The organism is Candidatus Arthromitus sp. SFB-mouse-Japan (assembly GCF_000270205.1).
Taxonomy (GTDB): domain Bacteria; phylum Bacillota; class Clostridia; order Clostridiales; family Clostridiaceae; genus Dwaynesavagella.
Window position 1 is genome coordinate 1,346,519 of record NC_015913.1, and the last position, 19,975, is coordinate 1,366,493.

General features: G+C 26.6%; 15 protein-coding genes, 1 tRNA gene and 1 pseudogene. 9 read left to right on the forward strand and 8 right to left on the reverse strand.

What is annotated here, in order from left to right; genetic code table 11:
- Positions 1 to 200: 200 nt before the first annotated feature.
- The 3 genes from codB (at position 201) to SFBM_RS06425 (ending at position 4,285) form a co-directional block, all read left to right on the forward strand.
- Positions 201 to 1,442, forward strand: coding sequence for a cytosine permease (gene codB, locus SFBM_RS06415; RefSeq protein WP_005805401.1), 1,242 nt, complete (start codon positions 201 to 203; stop codon positions 1,440 to 1,442).
- A gap of 2 nt (positions 1,443 to 1,444) precedes the next feature.
- The gene (gene codA / locus SFBM_RS06420) at positions 1,445 to 2,713 is read left to right on the forward strand and encodes a cytosine deaminase (RefSeq protein ID WP_014018047.1); all 1,269 of its coding nucleotides are present in this window, start codon (positions 1,445 to 1,447) and stop codon (positions 2,711 to 2,713) included.
- A 165-nt stretch (positions 2,714 to 2,878) separates the two neighbouring features.
- On the forward strand, positions 2,879 to 4,285 hold the full coding sequence (locus SFBM_RS06425) for a glycosyltransferase (RefSeq protein ID WP_005805398.1): 1,407 nt from the start codon (positions 2,879 to 2,881) through the stop codon (positions 4,283 to 4,285).
- 41 nt (positions 4,286 to 4,326) lie between these two features.
- On the opposite strand, the gene SFBM_RS06430 is transcribed toward SFBM_RS06425, so the two are convergent.
- Complete coding sequence (locus tag SFBM_RS06430; RefSeq protein WP_014018048.1) at positions 4,327 to 7,272, reverse strand: DUF4214 domain-containing protein; 2,946 nt, start codon at positions 7,270 to 7,272, stop codon at positions 4,327 to 4,329.
- Between the two features lie 607 nt (positions 7,273 to 7,879).
- Here SFBM_RS06430 and SFBM_RS06435 point away from each other — a divergent pair.
- Positions 7,880 to 8,593: a signal peptidase II gene (locus SFBM_RS06435; RefSeq protein WP_005805393.1), complete on the forward strand. Its 714-nt coding sequence runs from the start codon at positions 7,880 to 7,882 to the stop codon at positions 8,591 to 8,593.
- A gap of 11 nt (positions 8,594 to 8,604) precedes the next feature.
- Complete coding sequence (locus SFBM_RS06440) at positions 8,605 to 9,768, forward strand: cation:proton antiporter (protein ID WP_005805392.1); 1,164 nt, start codon at positions 8,605 to 8,607, stop codon at positions 9,766 to 9,768.
- A 31-nt stretch (positions 9,769 to 9,799) separates the two neighbouring features.
- Here SFBM_RS06440 and SFBM_RS06445 read toward each other — a convergent pair whose 3' ends face one another.
- The 4 genes from SFBM_RS06445 to SFBM_RS06460 form a co-directional block, all read right to left on the reverse strand.
- Positions 9,800 to 12,226, reverse strand: a complete 2,427-nt coding sequence (locus SFBM_RS06445; RefSeq protein ID WP_005805390.1) for an ATP-binding protein — start codon at positions 12,224 to 12,226, stop codon at positions 9,800 to 9,802.
- 157 nt (positions 12,227 to 12,383) lie between these two features.
- Positions 12,384 to 13,622 (reverse strand): D-alanyl-D-alanine carboxypeptidase family protein, encoded by a 1,239-nt coding sequence (locus SFBM_RS06450; protein ID WP_014018049.1) that lies wholly within the window; start codon positions 13,620 to 13,622, stop codon positions 12,384 to 12,386.
- Between the two features lie 33 nt (positions 13,623 to 13,655).
- Positions 13,656 to 14,420, reverse strand: coding sequence for a polysaccharide deacetylase family protein (locus tag SFBM_RS06455; protein ID WP_014018050.1), 765 nt, complete (start codon positions 14,418 to 14,420; stop codon positions 13,656 to 13,658).
- 107 nt (positions 14,421 to 14,527) lie between these two features.
- Positions 14,528 to 15,004, reverse strand: a complete 477-nt coding sequence (locus SFBM_RS06460; RefSeq protein WP_005805384.1) for a hypothetical protein — start codon at positions 15,002 to 15,004, stop codon at positions 14,528 to 14,530.
- A gap of 217 nt (positions 15,005 to 15,221) precedes the next feature.
- Here SFBM_RS06460 and SFBM_RS08250 point away from each other — a divergent pair, with 217 nt between their 5' ends.
- On the forward strand, positions 15,222 to 15,353 hold the full coding sequence (locus SFBM_RS08250; protein WP_005805381.1) for a hypothetical protein: 132 nt from the start codon (positions 15,222 to 15,224) through the stop codon (positions 15,351 to 15,353).
- A gap of 38 nt (positions 15,354 to 15,391) precedes the next feature.
- Here SFBM_RS08250 and SFBM_RS06465 read toward each other — a convergent pair.
- A tRNA-Trp gene (locus SFBM_RS06465) sits at positions 15,392 to 15,467 on the reverse strand.
- A 115-nt stretch (positions 15,468 to 15,582) separates the two neighbouring features.
- Between SFBM_RS06465 and tsaE the strand changes: the two genes are divergently transcribed.
- Genes tsaE through rimI form a run of 3 tightly spaced genes read left to right on the forward strand, consistent with a single transcriptional unit; the run spans position 15,583 to position 17,213 of the window.
- Entirely contained in the window at positions 15,583 to 16,065 is a 483-nt protein-coding gene (gene tsaE, locus SFBM_RS06470) for a tRNA (adenosine(37)-N6)-threonylcarbamoyltransferase complex ATPase subunit type 1 TsaE (protein ID WP_014018051.1), read from the forward strand.
- 4 nt (positions 16,066 to 16,069) lie between these two features.
- Positions 16,070 to 16,780: a tRNA (adenosine(37)-N6)-threonylcarbamoyltransferase complex dimerization subunit type 1 TsaB gene (gene tsaB / locus SFBM_RS06475; RefSeq protein ID WP_005805378.1), complete on the forward strand. Its 711-nt coding sequence runs from the start codon at positions 16,070 to 16,072 to the stop codon at positions 16,778 to 16,780.
- The gene (rimI, locus tag SFBM_RS06480; protein ID WP_005805376.1) at positions 16,773 to 17,213 is read left to right on the forward strand and encodes a ribosomal protein S18-alanine N-acetyltransferase; all 441 of its coding nucleotides are present in this window, start codon (positions 16,773 to 16,775) and stop codon (positions 17,211 to 17,213) included. Before tsaB ends, rimI begins: the two co-directional genes overlap by 8 nt.
- 16 nt (positions 17,214 to 17,229) lie before the next feature.
- Here the strand turns inward: rimI and SFBM_RS06485 are convergent, their stop codons facing one another.
- Positions 17,230 to 17,787, reverse strand: coding sequence for an ECF transporter S component (locus SFBM_RS06485; protein ID WP_014018052.1), 558 nt, complete (start codon positions 17,785 to 17,787; stop codon positions 17,230 to 17,232).
- Between the two features lie 24 nt (positions 17,788 to 17,811).
- Positions 17,812 to 19,969, reverse strand: a pseudogene (locus tag SFBM_RS06490) (Tex family protein).
- Between the last annotated feature and the right edge of the window lie 6 nt (positions 19,970 to 19,975).

The following is a 19,975-nucleotide window of genomic DNA, read 5'->3' on the forward strand; positions in this document are numbered from 1 at the left end:
TATATTGATTTATAATCACAATTAAGTATATAATATCTTTCAAGAAAACTAGTCCTTTAATTTTAGTCCAGAGAGACTAACAAGGCCTTATACGAATATGTTTTTTATATAATTTAAGATAATTCGTTTTTTGACGGCCTTTTGGTCGTTATTTTTTTATGCTAGTTTACTAAAAATTTAATATAATTGGAGATGACTAAATGAATAAAAACAAAATGTCAGATATAGATTATTCTTTATCTTCTGTAGATCCAAATGACAGAAAAGGATTCTTTTCAATATTTGTTGTAATGCTAGGATTTACATTTTTTTCTGCAAGTATGCTAACAGGTGCAACTATTGGAGTCTCTCTCAGTTTAAATGACTTCCTAAAATCTATATTAATTGGAAACTTAATTCTATCTATATACACTGGATTATTATCATACATAGGATCTGATACTGGATTATCACTACATTTATTAACTAAATATTCATTTGGATTAAAGGGATCTTATCTCCCATCATTTATTACAAGCATAACTCAAATAGGATGGTTCGGTGTAGGTATTTCAATGTTTGCAATACCCATATCAAATAGATTCAATATAAATCTTTATGTTATTGTTCTAATAACAGGAATTCTAATGACTAGTACTGCCTACTTTGGAATGAAATCACTTACTATATTGAGTGCAATCGCTGTACCTGCTATTGCAATACTCGGTGGTTTATCACTATTTATAGCACTCCAATCAATTGGCGGATTCGGTAAACTATATAGTATCACTCCGACAAATCCAATGAATTTAATAACTGCAATAACCTTATGTATTGGATCTTTTATAAGTGGGGGAACTGTTACTCCAGACTTTACTAGGTTTTCAAGGACAAAGAAAATCGCAGTATCAACAACAGTAATAGCTTTCTTTATCGGAAACTCCTTAATGTTCTTGTTTGGTGCAATTGGTGCAATGGTTACTGGAAATTCTGACATAGCCGATGTAATGTTTTCTCAAGGACTTATTATACCAGCTATAATTGTACTCGGACTTAATATATGGACAACAAATGATAATGCAATATATACAGCAGGACTCGGACTTTCTAATATAACAAAAGTTAAAAAGAGTAAATTGGTATTAATAAGTGGTTTAATTGGAACTCTAGGATCTATATGGATTAATAATAATTTTACAGCTTTCCTAACTTTATTGAACTCAATGCTGCCTCCAATTGGGGGTGTTGTCATCGCAGATTACTTTTTCATAAAAAAACTCAAATACAATAAAATAGAAGTTACTAAATTCAAAGAGATTAATCCAATAGCTATAATATCATTCATTATTGGATTTTTAGTTTCAAACTTTATATCATTTGGCATACCTGCTATAAATGCTATTATTTCAACAATAATTGTTTATATTATTGGAATGAAAATTTTCAAGGATAAGGATGTGTAATATTGTTAATTAAAAATTTAAAACTCAAAGGAAAAAAAGACGTTTATGACATAAGAATTAAGGATGGTATATTCCATGAAATCTCAAATAATTTAATACCTCTTAAAAATGAAGACATAATAGAAGGAAACTTTAATTTAGCACACCCTCCTTTTATAGAGCCACACATTCATTTAGATACTGTATTAACAGCTGGTGAACCTAGCTGGAATAAAAGTGGCACACTCTTTGAAGGGATACAAGTATGGAATAAAAGGAAAACCTTCTTAACACATGAAGATATTAAAAATCGTGCAAAAAAAGCAATTAAATGGCAAATAGCAAACGGTATACAATTTGTTAGAACTCATGTTGATATTACAGATAAAAACTTAACTGCAATGAAAGCAATGATTGAGCTAAAAGAAGAACTTAAAGAATCTATAGAAATACAAATTGTCGCATTTCCACAAGAAGGAATTTTATCCTATCCTAATGGTTCTGAATTAATAGAAGAATCTTTAAAACTTGGAGCAGATGTTTTAGGCGGAATTCCACATTTTGAATTTACTAGAGAATATGGCGTTCAATCTATAGATTTAATTTTTTCCTTAGCTGAAAAATATAACAAACTTATAGATGTACATTGCGATGAAATTGATGATGAGCAATCAAGATTTTTAGAAGTACTCGCAACTCGTGCATATGAAACTGGATTAAAAAATAAAGTTACTGCAAGTCACACAACTGCAATGGGTTCATATAATGATGCCTACACCTATAAATTATTTAGAATCCTCAAGATGAGTGAAATCAATTTTGTGTGTAATCCACTTGTGAATATACATCTTCAAGGTAGATTCGATACTTATCCTAAAAGAAGAGGTGTTACCCGAGTGAAAGAATTAAATAAATCTTCAATAAATGTTTGCTTTGGTCACGATGATATTTTCGATCCATGGTATCCCCTCGGATCTGGAAATATGCTGGAGGTTCTTCACATGGGATTACACGTTTGCCAAATGATGGGATATGATGACATAAATGATTCACTTAAATTTATATCACATAATAGTTCTAAAACTCTGAACATACAAGATAGTTATGGAATAAAGGAAGGAAACCCTGGAAATTTAATAATACTTAATGGTAATAACGACTACGACATCATTCAAAAAAGAAGCTCAGTACTATACTCAATACGAAATGGAAAAATAATTTCAAATACTATTCCTTCAAAAACATTTATTAATATAGATAATAAATCAGAAGAAATAAACTTTAAAAAATAAGAGGCGCAATAAGTGCATCTCTTTTATTTTTATTTACACATAAAAGACCTCTAAGCTCCTTCTCAATCTAATTGTAAACATTATCCTTTAATGATATAATTTTATATCATTTGAAATAAATATAATAATAAATTTTTATAATTAAAATCTGAAAGGTGGTTAACTATGATAATCATAGATTCTATAATAAATAGTATCGATACGGATTATTTCAAGTTTAATTTAAATTTTCACAAATATGTACTTCACAAACTAAAGACAGATAATTTTCCAATTGATGAAAAATTTGAAAATAAATTAACCAAACGTATAAAACTTTTAAGCACAATAAATGGTACATGCCCTAGCATTTTAAAATTTTTCATAAATGATGATTATATAAACTATAAAGATGACTTAACTAACGAGAACCTAATAGAATTAATAAATATTTTTTCTGATGATACACCAATAAAACTAAGTGTAAATCTAATCGTATTTAATGAAGAACGTTGTATTGAAAGATCCCTAAATGCTGTTTCCACTTTTGCTGATGAAATCCTAGTTTTAGATACAGGATCAACAGATAATACGGTAAAAATAATTGAAGAAAAATTCCCAAATGTTAAATTATATAGAGACAAATGGAGAAAAGATTTTGCATATTCAAGAAACTTACTAATAGATAAATCTACTAATGACTGGATCTTATCTATAGATGCAGATGAAACCCCAACAGATGAATTTTATCTCATAAAAGATGTAATTTCAATATTTAACAATTTTAATTCAAACGAGAAACATCCATTAGTATTTTCTCCTACAATAGATTCTCTTGGACAAAAAATAAATACCACAAAGAGAATATTTAATAAAAAACATGAAATGAAATTTGATGGTAAAATTCATGAAGAAATCGTATCTAAAAATGAATCAGAAATCAATTATATCATGCTTAACTTAACACTTCTTCATGATGGATATCACCCAGAAATATTTAAAAACAAAAATAAGGCTGAAAGAAATACTGAAATACTCGAAAAGATGATAAAACTCGAACCTAATAAAATTAGATGGTATTATTTTCTCGGACGTGAAAAAAATATATTAGGACACGATATAGACGAATGTATAAAAATCTTAAAATCAGGATTAAAATTAAAACACACTCAAAATTCTATCGAAAACTTTTATTACAATATACTAACACTTTTAGCTAAAATAGCTGTATCACATAAGAAATATGATTTATTAAAAGAAGTCATAGATCTTATGGAATATGAAATACCAAACTCACTAGACAGCTTTTATTTTCAACTTATACTTGAGAATGATTCTGTAATGAGTGATAAATTTGATCAAATCAATTCAATGGTAAAATCTATAGGTGATATCACAAATAAAGTTAATACAATAGATGGAAGTTATTCACATGTACTACACACTCTAGGGATTATATATCTAAGTTTCAGAGATTATACAAGAGCATTTTATTATTTCAATCAAATAACCTCACCTAAAAATATAGAAGCAATTAAATCTATTTTACTTCCTTTAAGAGCTCAAATAGATGATTTCCTAAAAAATAAATAAAAGTGAAGTTCATATGAACTTCACTTTATTTTCATTAAACATTACTCAAATTTAATTCCTAATTTATCAGCCATCGATCTTACTTCATCAGTATCTAACATTCTTGACACAACAGAAGCTCTAGCTTGACTTTGAGTTTCTCCAGACTGTATACCCTTCTCAATTTCAGCTGTCCAGAAAGTAACTCCTTCAGTCTCTCCAGCTCTATCTACTATAGCATACATAGCCTCAACAAACTTAGTGTTAGTCAAATTCTTCTCTAATAATTCAGGTGTAAATGAAAGTTGTCCTAAGAATCCTTTTAAAGTTTCTTCCTTAGTAGCTAACTTATTTACCCAATACATTAAACCTTCTTTATCAGGCTCTCTATTAAAGAATGCTCTATATACTCTTGTAACATATCCAGCAATACCTGTTTCACTTTGTGATTGAGTGCTTGTCTTAAATGTTGGAACAGATAAAGTTGTACTCTTATCTCCATATTTTAATGTTAATTTAAGATCTGTATATTCTGTATTAGATTTAAGATCTGATAACTCAATTACATTTTTCTCAACATTATAAGTAGCTTTGATCCCATTAACTCCAGTTCCTGAAACTTCAACAGATATCATTTCCTTATCAGTATTTTTAATTGAAGCATTAACTACTGCTGTACTTGTAGTAACACCAGTTACACTAACATTTGAAGTTGAAACTTCAACTTTTGTAGTTCCAGCTCTTCCAGTTGCATATCTAGTAATAGACTGTTGAGTTTTTGTTCCACTAGCTGGTATTGAACCAAACGAACCAACTTCCCCAGTTCTTATAGATGATACTCTATTTCCATTTTCTGTAGTTGAGAATTCAAATCTAAAGTCTTTAGATTTTCCTGCTTCAATTCCTGTTATAGTAATTTCAACCATTTCGGAAGCTGACTCAATTTTACTTTCACTTCCTTGTATAACAGTATTATCTCTACTCTCTAACAATGGATAGCTAAAATTATAGACTCCGGATACGCTACCATTACCATTAACATCTAAACCTTTAACAACTCTGTAATTTGTTTCAAGCTTAACCTTTGAATCATCTATTTTCTCGTAGTTTCCACCATTATTTACATAAACATTAACACCATTTATAATATCATCAGCATCCTTAATTCTTCCATAGAATTTTACCCCACCTGGAATTTGCTCATATTTAAGCTCTGAATCTATCCATAACTCAGATTTATAATCTTTATTTGTTTTTGCAAAGTAATTATAGTTTACATTACCATCAATATTTGTACTAGAGTATGGGAATAATGAATCTCCACTTATAGAATTATTTCTTCCTAAAGATATCGGATTTCCATACCTCTCTCTTCCATTCTCATTATAAACAGTTTCAATTGATAAGAAATCATAAGTCCTATTAGTATCTAAATTAGAAATCTCTACAGCAAACCAGTTAGATTTCTCTTTTTTACCATCTTCAGACTTAACATTTTTAATTGTGTAAGTTTCATCTGCTCTTAATCCTCTAACTTCAAGTCTTTCTAAATTAGTAACATCATCAACTTTAACTAAATAAGTCAATTTGTTCAATCCAACATTAGCTTGATATAATAAATCTCCTTTTACTAATCTATCAAATCCAAGCACTTGTGAAGCCTGATAATTACTTGTAGATACACTCAAATACTTATTTCCTGTTACATAGTTAGCAGCTTTTCTATCATCAAATCTTATTCTTTGAGTTCTTTGATCACCATCAATTGTATAATGAACATCTATATATTCAAAATCATAAGTAGTATTTGAATTCAATCCACCTATTTTAAGATCTCTATACCTTTTATCGTGGTCAACTGTATCACTTGTACCATTGCTATAAGTAATCTTACCAATTTCAAAATCTCCAACTTGAGCACTATAACTATCTCCACGTCTATCAACTACAGTAGCTCCTGTTATAGTTTTATTTGTATCTCTAAAGATATCTATCAAAGTTATTGTAGATCCTGTAGCCTTAACAAACATATGCTCGCCATTATCAATTACATTATTTCTACCAGTTGATAATGGTATATATTGATCATAACTACCAACTTTTGCAAATAAAGCATCAGTTAATGTCCAAGTAGCAGTAGGTATTACAGCAGTGCCTGCATTATACGAAATGCTATTTTGCACTGAGTAAGCTGTAGCTTCAAGTTGATCTTGTCCATTAACAGTTTTAATTCCCGCATTAGTAGCCACTGTTAATTTATCTCTAGAATCTATCTCAACGTTGGTTATTGTAACGTTTGTTGGAAGTCCTCTTAGTGTAACATATATTAAACCACTATCATCAACCAAAGATCTTAAATCACTAGAACTAGAAATTCCTGATGTCGCAGGCATGTCCAAACTAAGATCGCTTAATCTTGCAGTTGTTGTTCTAACCCTACCATCATTTAATGTATATGTGATTAAAAACCTAACATCGCTATTTCTATAACCCGCAACATCAAAAGCTTGCAATAATTTTTCAGCTAATTGCAACTGTTTATTTGTATTTATTGCAACTCCATTATTATGTCTATTTGCATTAACAGTATTCACATTACCCCTATGCTCAGATACCGCATCATCAATAGCTCTCCTAAGAGTTCTTTCTAATTCTCCTGATAATCTAATACCAAATCTTACAACTCCACCTTCATTTTCATCAGCTTTATAAATTTTTTCTGAATTATTTGAGGCAACAGTCGTATTAGAAGTTAAAACTTTTGTTTCAAGCTTTTCTATAGAAAAAACGCTCTCTTCTGTTTTCTTAGCATCACTGCTTAATTTAACCTGACCACTTCCATTTACAAATGAATTTATATAATTCCCACTATTTAAAGTCCAATTATTCTCAAATCTTCCATCTGTAATTGCTGCTGCATTAGCTCTTACATTAGTAGGTAAAACTGACAAAGTCATAGCTAGCATCGCAATACCTGCAACTAATTTTCTTAATTTAAAAGATTTCATACTTGTCCTCCTAATTTTCAAAACAAAGTTAAAAATTATTTTTTATTATCTTATTATCATTATTGAAACTTATGTTGTGATTCTTCCTCCGTTAAATAATAACATTTGTAATCTTTTTTTAACATATTTATATATCTTCATTTAATTAATATTTTTGGTATTATATTGTATTTATCTTCTATTTTCTCTATTTTCCTTAATATTTTGTTTTTTATTGTATAAAATATCATGCTTATATCATTTAAAAAACAATATAGAGCACCTAAATTCAGATGCTCTACTATAAATTTAATCAAACTAAGGCATTACAAAAGATATTTTATAAATCAATCATCAAACGTTAAAATAGTTATAAATTAATAAAAAAACTAAACTACACTACTAAATTTATTAAGATAGGGATAAATATATAGATAACTATACACTATAAATCATACAATAACTATAAATAAAAGTATGTTCATATTATACATAATGCACATAAAATATTCAATAATATAAATAGTTATTATTTTTTTTAAATAGATTGATTTATTTTTTTATTTGTTATAATTATAATTTATATTAATTGAATCGATATAAATAATCATAGATTGGAGATGACTTAATGAACAAAAAATTAAAATTAATTCATTTTCTCATGGTTTATCCCTCTCTTTGGCTTGTTTATTACATGTTTGAACTAATATCAAAAAATATTTCAGATACATATAGCATAATAATGAACTTATTACCTGCATTGCTGTTACTTGTTATTTCGTATTTATTTTATATGTACTACAAGAAATCTGTAATTCTTAATAACACATATTTAGCAATAACAATATCTGTGTTATTTTCAATTGATCAATTATCTAAGTTAACTATTTCTGCAATATTCGACGAAAATAATATAAATTCTATAAATCTAATACCAAATTATTTATCTATCACACCAGATTTAAACGATAAAGGATCATTTATAGCATCTAGATTTAATATAAATGCTCCATTCATAATTTTTATAGCTTTGAACTTTTTAATTCTATTATTTATATTTTTTATATATAAATATATTTCCTATAAGAAACAATTAAATTCTATGAACCAATTAACTTTTATACTTTTATTTTCAGGTGGTTTATGCTCTCTTATAGACAAAATATTCTGGGGTGGTAGCTTAGATTTTTTACATATACATAATTTATTTATTGCAGATATTAAAGATATTTTTATAACAATTGGGTTAGGTAGTTTCATTATGTCTAGTATAATTTCAGATTACCAAATTGAAATGAAAGACCTAATAAACTTTATATTTAAAAAATTTTTTAAAAATTAAAAGGAGGAGCCATGAGTCCTAATTTTTTAATTGAATTATGTTTAATACTATTACTTACAAAATTTTTAGGATCTATAACAAATAAACTAAGACTTACAAATGTTGTTGGAGCTTTAATTGCTGGAATTATATTAGGTCCATCAGTGCTAAAGATAGTTTCATACGATACGTTCTGGGAATATGCAGCAAATATAGGTGTAATACTCTTAATGTTTAACGCAGGATTAGAAACAGATATAGACCATTTAAAAAAGGTTGGTTTATCTTCTTTCTTAATAGCCTTACTCGGAGTTATAATTCCTTTAATTGCAGGATTTTCAATTGGATATTTTGTAATGAATTTATCTTATTTAGACAGCTTATTCTTAGGAATTATATTCACTCCAACATCTGTATCGATAACATCTCAAACACTTAAAGATCTTAAAGTATTTTCATCAAAATCTGGTTCTGCAATTATGGGAGCTGCGATCATAGATGATATTTTAGGAGTATTTATTCTAACACTTTTTGGAGGATCACTTGGACAAGAAGTTAAAATACAATCAGTTATAATAGGATTACTTTTATTTTTTGTATTTGTATTCTTATTAATTAAGTTCTTACCTCCATTCTTAAATAATTTAAGCATAAATAAAGACCACAAACACAGAATGCCTTTATATGCTCTCATATTATGTTTTGCAATAGCATTTATTAGTGAGGAGTTTTTTCATGTTACTTCTATAATAGGAGCATATTTAACTGGTATTGTATTTTCTAAATATGTCTTCCAACACACAGTTTACAAACAACTCAACTATTTAAGTTATTTCATATTCTCTCCTATATTCTTCGCAAGTATAGGAATGCAGACAACATTATCATCTTTCAATAAGACCGTAATAATATTTACCTTAATTCTATTTATAGGCGCAGCATTAAGTAAGTTCATTTCATGCTTTATAACATCAAAAGTATTAGGATATAATTTTATGGATTCTTCACGTATAGGAGCTGGGATGATTTCTCGGGGAGAGGTTGCATTAATAATTATAAATATTGGAATAGCTAATCAAATACTCAGCGAAAACCTAATTTCACCTCTCATAATAGTTGTAATTCTAACTACTATAGTTACCCCAATACTTTTATCTAGACTTTATGCAAACAAAAAAGAAGTTTTATTAAACTAAAAAAGGGATTAACTTAAATAAGTTAATCCCTTTAAATATTTATAATATAAGCATTTCCCTTCAGATAATCCATCTCTCTCTTAGTAGATGTAAATAAAATAACTTGTCTATCTTTTGAATATTTCTCAAGTATCATAAGCGCTTTCTTCATCCTATTAGAATCATATTTTAAAAATAAATCATCTAAGATAAGAGGAATCTCACCCTTATATTCATAAATAAAATCTGCAATAGTAATCCTCAAAGCAAAATATATAAGATCCCACATTCCAATACTTAAAAATTCAATTCCAAGTTTCTCCTTAAGAAGAATTGAACTATTATCCCTATCATATTTATAAATTTTTTTGCTTGTACTTATAGAATCCTTTGTTAAATACTTAATTAAATATTCTACTCTACTAGATATTTGTGATGATAAGGTATCCATAAACTCATAATAAATATCAGTAATTTTATTCCTATATATGTCTATATTAGCTATCTTATTCTCTAAATATAAAATCGTATTCTTAAGATTAAGTATCTCATCATTTATATTACTTACTCTATTTTTATTCGTTTCTGCACCTTTTAAACTATCTTTTAAATAGTTTATATCATCATCTATCTCTTTAAGTTCAATTTTTAAAATATTATATTCCTTATCTACAAGATCTTTATCTTTAGATACTTCAATATTAGAATATTTTGCAAATATAGATAGTTCATTTATTAACTCACTTTTTTCCTTACCATTAAGTGCTTCTAAAAGTTCATTGTTTTTAATTTCTAGCTCTCTTTCAATATTAAATTTATAATTTAACTTAAACTTCATATTATCAATAAAATTCTCTATATCCTTAATATAAATATCCTTAAATCCAAAATTACTTAATATCTCTAAAATTTCATCTTCCTTTTTTTTAAAATCTTTAATTACAGATGTATAAGATAAATCACCAGTCTTAAATCTATAACTTAATGAATCTAACTCATTCTCTATCTTTTTTATATTTTCAATATCCATTCTAAGTTTATAGTAATAATACGGATACAACTCTTTCTCTAATTTTGATATTTGATCCTTGAATTCATAAAATTTACCTGCTTTTCTATGTATCTCTCTATCTTCTATATCTTTATAATCCCTAAATACCATATAAACGTATGATAAGCCTATTAATCCAAAAGCAATTAGACTAATTAAAATTACATTATTAACATTAATTTTAAATAAGGGCGCTAAAATAGTTATTAAAATTGATACTATTACTATGGCTATATACAACTTTGAATCATTGCTTTTTTGTTTATTTTTCCTAACTCTCGAAATTAACTTATATTGCTTAAGTAAATACGCAAGTCTTCCATTTCCCCTTATATTATCTATTTCCTTATTTAACATTTCAATTTTTTTAACTCTTTCTGAATAAAAAAGAAAGTTAGATTTTATGTCAGAATATCTATCAAGTTCTTTATTTAAATACTCAAATCTCTTTATAGCATTAGACTCTTCATCGATATCTATTTTATTTACATTTAAAATCTCTTTTTTACACTCCTTATAATCAGAAAATTTATTGATAATATCTTCTATAATTGAACTATCTATCATTTTTTCATTTATCTTAGGTATACCATCATTTGCATTTTTAATATCTTGTTTAATTTTATTAATCTCATTTTCTATACTCAAAATATTATTTACATTTTCTTTAATCTCAAGATATTTAAAATATTTACGTTCATCTTCTATTAACAAATATTTACTTAGTAACAATTCTTTTCTCTTCTTTAAGCTATCTAACTTAGAATAATCTATATTATTTAAATTCACTGCCTCAATTGCCTTATGTAACTTTTCATTTAAATCTGAATATCTTTCATATAACTCACTTAAGTTTTCAGATATTTTTATATCTCTTATAACACACTTAGCTTTATTTATTAATTCAATAGATCTGTCAAAAGAAAATCTATTGTCAAAATTCTCTTTAATTTTAGCTACATCACTCATCAACTTAAAATTTTTATCCTGAACATTAAATTCATCCATACTTTTTATAAACATAGTTCTATTAAAAGCTTCAAATCCTATATCTAAAAAAGTCTTGCCAGGTTGATCTAAATCAACATTGAGTATTTCTTCACTATCAATAACTCTTCTAACAATACTAGTATCATCTAACTTTGAATTTCCAAATGTTCTATCTATACAATATTCAATATTATTTATTTCAACGATGAGTTCTCCTTTTGTTTTATCCATGAAAAACGGAGAATACTTACGTCTAAATACACTTTTAAATACTTTTCTTTCATCATCCATACCATACAAGAAACACACTATAAAATTTTGAACAATAGACTTAATTTGATTATTTCCACAATAAATAATATTAATACCGTCTTCCAAATTTAAATTCTTTTTATTTATTAAACCGAAATTATTTATATTAATTTTCTTAATCTTCATAGAATTACACGTCCTTAGTAAAAACTAGTCTCATATATTAAGATTTACTACGAAAAATTCCAAAATTTACTATATCACTAATTATATTATATTCATTAATTTTAATATTGCAATATTAATGAAAAATGGCTGCTGTTTAATAAAACAGCAGCATAAACTAAAATATTCGTTTAACTCTTTTTTTGTTTCGTATTCTCTTAATAATAACTATTACAAGAACTATAATAACAATTATTAACAATATTGACAACGCATAAACCAAAATATTTGACATAATAATTGGCATCATATCTACAGTTAAATTATAGGATGACTTACTATCTAAAACTGAAACTTCAAAAGTTCCAATCGATTTATTAATATCGGTAAAAATATTAATATTATTTTTCAAATAAATATTAGTAGATAAATTCTCTTTATTATAGTCATTATCATACATATATACATCATTATCTAAAATTAATGGAACTTCAGCAATTTTCTTAGGTCCAAAAAATCCAAAAAGCTTATACTCTAATGGAAAACTTTCAGAAACAATACTTCCCTTTTCATATAATAACGATTTTTCCTCGTTTTGTGCCATCTCCATTAAATTATACATATCCCTAAATACATAGGAATCTTCCGCATCATATACAGACTTTAAAACTGTAATTATGTATAAATTTCCATCCTTCTCAAAAGCACCTACAAGATTTCTTCCTGACCTAGATGTATAACCCGTTTTACCACCAATCATACCATCTATTCCCAATAATTTATTAGAATTTTTATAAACTATAATAGATCCATTTGGTAAAGAAACACTTGTTTCCTTAATAGAAATAGTTTCTCGTATCCACTCATAACCAAGTGCCGCCTCTAAAAGTAATGCTAAATCATAAGCAGTCGAGTAATGCTCATCATCATGAAGTCCAACAGCATTCTTAAAATATGTATTTTTAAGTCCTAATTCTTTTAACTTATCATTCATTATATCTTCAAAAGGTTTTCCCAGTTCATCAGATAAATTATCCGCAACAACCTGTGCCATATCATTTGCGGAAAATATAAGTATAGATTTCATAACAAAATCTGCACTCAATTCTTGACCTACATCAATAGAAGAATAATTTAAATTTACAGAATATTCTGGCATATCCTTAGCCTTAGCACTAAAAAACAACATATCCTCTTTATTTTTATGTTCAGCTAATAAAATAGCTGTAACAAGCTTTGAGATACTAGCCGGATACATTTTAACATTTGCATTTTTTGATAAAATAACCTCATTACTGTTTCCATCTATAACTACATACGACTCTCCATAAACTTTATAATCACTTATCTCCTCCGCTGATACACTTGTAAAAATAACACTCAAAGAAAAAATAATACTAATTAACAATTTAAACATACTAATCCCCCAAAATATTACAAATAAAAATTATCACCTTACTCCTTTATTTATAACAGATTTCTTAATAAAATAATCAAAATCTTTTTCAGTTATATCCTCTAATGTTCTAAACTTATATCCAAGTTGTTTCGCAGATAATATTATTCTCTCCAATGAATTAACAGTATTTATATTACCATATCCATCGTGTAAAAGAACTATAGCCTTTGGTTTATTCCTAAGCTGGTTAATAGTAGAATTATATATCGTATCTGAATTTTCAGGAACTCTCTCAGCATCCAAACCATATACATTCCATTCTATAAAATAATATTTATTATCTAAAAATTTACTTTTGATCTCATCTAAAACACTCTCTCTTAATAACTCGTTATTAACACCCCCTGGAAATCTAATGAAATTAACAGGCTCTTTTAGAATAACATCTTTTATTTTAACTACACAACTGTTTAAATCAATAAAATAATCATCAGCTGTATCATAAATTTTTCTATAATTGTGGCAATTTGTATGTGGTAAAATACACATCCCATCCCTTTCTAACCTTTTTACAACATCTTTATGCATTTCTACTTGATTTCCAATTACAAAAAATGTAGCTTTAACATTATTTCTATTTAATATATCCAGAACCTTATTTGTATTTGGACTAGGTCCATCATCAAAAGTTAAATAAATCACTTTATCATGTTTATATGGTAAATATTTGTACTCATCTATACACTTAACATTAAACATAATCATATTAATTAATAAGCAAATATTAACGCATAATATAATAATTTTTTTATACACTCTTTAACTCTCCATTCTTTGCTAATTATAGTTAACTTACCCAATTTTCAAGAAAATTATCTAAAAATAAAAAAAGAGTACTTGAAATTCAAGTGCTCTTTTAAATATTAGTCTAAATTTATCAACATAAATACCAATTCCCTATCAGTATTTATAATTCTATTTATATAAAAATCTCCATTACTACTCTTTATCTTATATTCCTTTATAGTATCTTTAATTACATTATCCATAATTTCCCTCAAACTATTAATAGATATATCAAATCTCTTATTAGAAATTATTCCTTCAATTAAAGAGATAAACTTATTTTTATCTGCTTTTCCACATAAATTCAAATCAATAAAACCAGCTATAGATTTAAATTTGTTCAAACTATTAAATGAAATATTTAAAGCAAATGACCTATAATAAATATTGCAAGTATCACATTTAAAATCATATTTAATACCTGTGTTCTTGCAAATATCACTAACTATATATCTATCATCTAATTTCTTAAACTTGTCTAAATCGACAATATCCATAAATAAAGAATCTTTTTTGCTCAATAGTTTTTTATCATAATTATGCTCTGACCTCACCTCAAATCCCCTCCTAAGTAAACAACTATAACCGCCTCTTTATTTTCAAAGTAAATTATATTATCATCAAAATAATTTATTACAATAATTTTATTATGGTTTTTTAAATAAAATTTAAACATTATTTAATAAATAAATTATTATTTCAAAAAGCTTGTATATTTTTCCTAATTAAAAGAAATAATTTGAGTATGTTTAAATTAGGAGTTTGAAATAAATGAAAAATTGTTATTGTTGTGGTAAAGAAGGAACAAATATTATTAAACTAATTTACTCGAATTTTATTTTGTGCAATTATTGTGCAAAAACTTATTACGATTCACTAAAAATTTTAAATAATTACATATAAAAAGAGAGACGAAAAATTCGTCTCTCTTTTTCACAATATGGCAGGGGTAGCAGGAGTCGAACCCGCAACCAACGGTTTTGGAGACCGCTACTCTACCAATTGAGCTATACCCCTAGATTACCATAACATTATACTATAATTTTTATACTAAATCAATGATAAAATTAAATTTACATTACTACTAAAAATTATTAAAATTATTCTATATAAATATAAAATGGAGTTGTTTATGAAGAATACTTTAAAAATAAATAATATAAATGAGACAATTAATATTGGAAAATTAATTGGAAAAAACTTAAATAAAAGCGTAATAATTGCATTAGATGGGGATATGGGGTGTGGTAAAACACATTTAACAAAGGGAATTGCTATGGGACTCAATATTAAAAATAATATAACTAGCCCAACATTTAATTTAATAAATGAATACTACGATGGAACCTTACCTTTATATCATTTTGATGTTTATAGATTAAATTCTTTAGATGAATTATTTTTAATTGGATTTAATGACTACATTAAAAATGACGGAGTCAAAATTATAGAATGGGCCTCAAATATAAGAGAGGCTCTCCCGAAAAATACGAATTACATAAATATCTTTAAAGTTCCCACAAAAGATAATGAGCGCATAATTGAATTTAATTTTAGTAATGAATATATTGAAGTTCTAACTATAATTTTAAATAATTTTAAAAAGGAGGTTTAATAATATGATACTTTTAACTCTAGATACAAACTCAGACATACTAAGTGCCTGTGTTACAAAAAATGAAAAATTATTGTCAGAAATAAACATATATAATTTGAAAAATCATTCTATAAACTCTATAAATATCATAGATTGCATTTTAAAAAATTCAAATATAGCAATAAACGACGTAGATGGATTTATTTTATCTAAAGGTCCTGGAAGTTTTACAGGACTTAGAATAGCCTTCTCAATAATAAAAGCTTTCTCATTTTCTTTAAAAAAACCAATGATCTCTCTATCATCTTTGGACTCTTTATGTTTTAGAGAAAATTTTAATGGTATTGTATGTAGCATAATAAATGCATTGAGAGATGAAATCTATATAAATTCATTTAGATATAAAGATGAAATAATACAAAATCGTTTTGAAGGAGAAATTATACATATAAATAATATTAAAAAATATTTAAAATCAAAAAATACTAATCTAGATAACATACTTTTTACAGGTGATGGAACAATAAGATTTGAATCTGAATTAAATTCGTTTTTCCCAAATGCATATTTAAATAAAAAGCCTATAACTTCATATGATTATGCACTATTAGGACTAGAAAAATTTAAATTAAATTTATTTGACGATACAACTTCTTCTGTTCCTTCATATATACGAATGTCCCAAGCCCAAGAAATGCTTCTTAATAAAAATTATAAATTCAAAAATGATTAATTTAAAAGATATTTATATACAAAAATCTAAAAGTTCACATATAGATTCTATCTACTCAATAAGTAATTCAAATATTAAAAATTCATGGAGCATAAAATTATTTAATGAAGACTTTAATAGTATATTCTCTGAATATTTTTCGTTAATGTATAAGAATCAAGTAATTGGATTTTTGAGTGTATGGATAATAATAGATGAAATAACCATTACCAATATATCCATTCATAATGATTATAGAGGTCTGGGATTATCAAACTATTTAATGGAATATCTCATAATAAATTATAATGAATATACTATACTTCTTGAAGTTCGTGAATCTAATAATATAGCAATAAACCTATATAAAAAATTTAACTTTAGAGAAATATGTATAAGAGAAAATTATTACAAATTTCCTGTAGAAAATGCCATAATAATGAAAAAATTCTAGGATAAATTCCTAGAATTTATTTTTTGAGTCTAGCAATAATAGCAACGGTTGGGAAGAACACTATCATAGATTTTATTATATTATACGGAACGATATATATAATCAAAAATTTTAACAATGTATTTCCTTCCCCAATAAAAGAACTTAACTCAACCCCTAATAATTTTACATAAACAGGTAATATTACCGTAGCATTTAATATAACTCCTGCTAAAGTAAGTCCAATCATTCCAGATAATAAACTAAAAATATATTTCTTATTTCCATCAAATTTTTTATAAAAATATGCTCCCGGAATTATAAAAAAAACCCCCATCAAAAAATTTGCAAGCTCCCCTATGCCAAAAGTAAAACTTCCCATAGTAAAACACACCAATAAATTTTTTAATGCTAAAGATATAACACCCCAAATAGGAGAAAATATTATAGTTATAAAAAATATCGGTATATCTGATAGATCAAACTTTAAAAAATTTGGTAAAAATGGAACGCTCAATCTAAAATACATAAGAACAACTGATAAAGATATCAAAATACATATTTTAATCTTACTATTAAATTTAAAATTTTTCATACATTAATACACCTATAATAATTATTATACTCTCATTGTTAAAGAAATTCTATTTCTTTCTTTATCTATTTTAAGTACCTTAACATTAACAATCTCACCTAATTTTACTACATCTAATGGATGTCTTATAAATTTATCAGATATCTGAGACTTATGTACTAATCCATCTTGATGAACTCCAATATCTACAAAAGCTCCAAAATCAGAAATATTTCTAATAGTACCAACAAGTATCATTCCTTCTTTTAAATCATCCATAGTTAAAACTCCCTTTTTAAATATAGGCTCCGGTAAATCTTCCCTTGGATCTCTAGCAGGTTTTTTAAGTTCTTTTATTATATCTCTCAACGTAATCTCTCCAATACCTAACATTTTAGATATTTCAAAACTATTTTGTTTTTTAAACCTCTCATCTAGATCAACTATCTTCCCACGATACTTTAAATCATCTATATCCAAATCAAACATATTCAAAAGCTTTTTTGTAGCATCATAACTTTCAGGATGAACTGAAGTATTATCAAGACCATTTTCTCCATCACTTATTCTTAAAAATCCAACACATTGTTCATAAGCCTTATTACCTAGACGTTTAACCTTTAAAAGTTCTGCTCTACTTTTAAACTTTCCATTTTCTTCTCTGTACTTTACAATATTCTCAGCAATAGATGCGTTTATTCCGGAAATATATGATAATATAGAAGGTGTTGCCATATTTAAATCTACTCCAACCGAATTTACACAATCCTCTATCACAGTTTTAAGCGACTCTTCTAATTTCTTACCATTTATATCATGCTGATACTGTCCAACACCTATTGATTTAGGATCTATTTTAACAAGTTCAACTAAAGGATCTTGCAATCTCCTTCCTATTGAAATTGCTCCTCTTATAGTAACATCTAAATCAGGATACTCTTTACTTGCAAGTTCAGAGGCTGAATAAACAGAAGCTCCAGCTTCTGATACTATTACATAAGATAAATCTATACCCTTCTCTTTCTTAACCTCATTTATAATTTCACCAACAATTTCTTCAGTTTCACGACTTGCAGTACCATTTCCTAACGAAATTAAACTTACGTTGTATTTATAAATTAACTCCTTTAACTTTTTCTTACTTTCCTCAACTTTTTTAACAGGCTCATTTGGATATATTAGTAGTCGAATCCAAATATGTTCCTGTATCACTTAATATACAAACTTTACAACCAGTACGAAATCCAGGATCAATCGCCATGACAACTTTATTTTTTATTGGAGGCTGCATAAGCAGCGCTTTTAAATTCTCCTTAAATATAATAATTGCACCATCTTCTGCCTCTATGCTTAAATCCTTTCTAATTTCTCTGATAATCGAAGGTACTATAAGTCTTTTTAAAGAATCATTTATAGCCTCTAATATTAATTCATTACATTTTTCATTCTCAACCATAATATTAGAAAATATCCTATTTATAATTTCACTTTCTCCGAAAGATATCTTAACTTTTAAAATTCCCTCTTTCTCTCCTCTATTAATAGCTAATATCCTGTGAGGAGGTATCACCCTTACTTTTTCACTATATTCGTAATATCCCTCATATTGAGTCCTCTTATCACTTTCTCCACATGTTTCAATAATTCCATTCTCAAATATATAATTACGAATAAATTTTCTAAAATCTGCATTATCTGAAATTGTTTCAGATATTATATCCTTAGCTCCATTTAAAGCATCTTGTCCACCTTTAATGCCTAATTCCTCATTTATATACTTTTCACTCTCTTTCATAATATCCCCATTAAACTCTTTATGTAAAATGATATCCGAAAGTGGTTTTAATCCTTTTTCCTCTGCAATAATTGCACGGGTTCTTTTCTTTGGTTTAAATGGCCTATACACATCTTCTATTTCAACCAATGTATTAGCTTTTAAAATATTATCTCTAATCTCATCTGTCAACTTCCCCTGTTCATCAATCAAACGTATAATATTATCTTTCTTTTCATTCAGATTTCTTAAATAATTAAGTCTAACCTCAAATTTTCTTAATACAACATCATCGAGAGAACCTGTTGCTTCTTTCCTATATCTACTTATAAATGGAACTGTATTACCCTCATCTAATAGGTTAATTACATTATCAACATATTTTTTATCAATTAAAAACTCACTAGATAAAATTTTAGAAATATCCATATTAAT

What these genes read in the sequence shown, in the direction of transcription:
- SFBM_RS06450 (WP_014018049.1), bottom strand. Translation starts at nt 13,622, where the DNA reads ATGTTTAAATTGTTAATTAGTATTATTTTTTCTTTGAGTGTTATTTTT.
- SFBM_RS06485 (WP_014018052.1), bottom strand. Translation starts at nt 17,787, where the DNA reads ATGAAAAATTTTAAATTTAATAGTAAGATTAAAATATGTATTTTGATA.
- SFBM_RS06440 (WP_005805392.1), top strand. Translation starts at nt 8,605, where the DNA reads ATGAGTCCTAATTTTTTAATTGAATTATGTTTAATACTATTACTTACA.
- tsaB (WP_005805378.1), top strand. Translation starts at nt 16,070, where the DNA reads ATGATACTTTTAACTCTAGATACAAACTCAGACATACTAAGTGCCTGT.
- SFBM_RS06435 (WP_005805393.1), top strand. Translation starts at nt 7,880, where the DNA reads ATGAACAAAAAATTAAAATTAATTCATTTTCTCATGGTTTATCCCTCT.
- SFBM_RS08250 (WP_005805381.1), top strand. Translation starts at nt 15,222, where the DNA reads ATGAAAAATTGTTATTGTTGTGGTAAAGAAGGAACAAATATTATTAAA.
- SFBM_RS06430 (WP_014018048.1), bottom strand. Translation starts at nt 7,272, where the DNA reads ATGAAATCTTTTAAATTAAGAAAATTAGTTGCAGGTATTGCGATGCTA.
- SFBM_RS06445 (WP_005805390.1), bottom strand. Translation starts at nt 12,226, where the DNA reads ATGAAGATTAAGAAAATTAATATAAATAATTTCGGTTTAATAAATAAA.
- rimI (WP_005805376.1), top strand. Translation starts at nt 16,773, where the DNA reads ATGATTAATTTAAAAGATATTTATATACAAAAATCTAAAAGTTCACAT.
- SFBM_RS06425 (WP_005805398.1), top strand. Translation starts at nt 2,879, where the DNA reads ATGATAATCATAGATTCTATAATAAATAGTATCGATACGGATTATTTC.
- codB (WP_005805401.1), top strand. Translation starts at nt 201, where the DNA reads ATGAATAAAAACAAAATGTCAGATATAGATTATTCTTTATCTTCTGTA.
- tsaE (WP_014018051.1), top strand. Translation starts at nt 15,583, where the DNA reads ATGAAGAATACTTTAAAAATAAATAATATAAATGAGACAATTAATATT.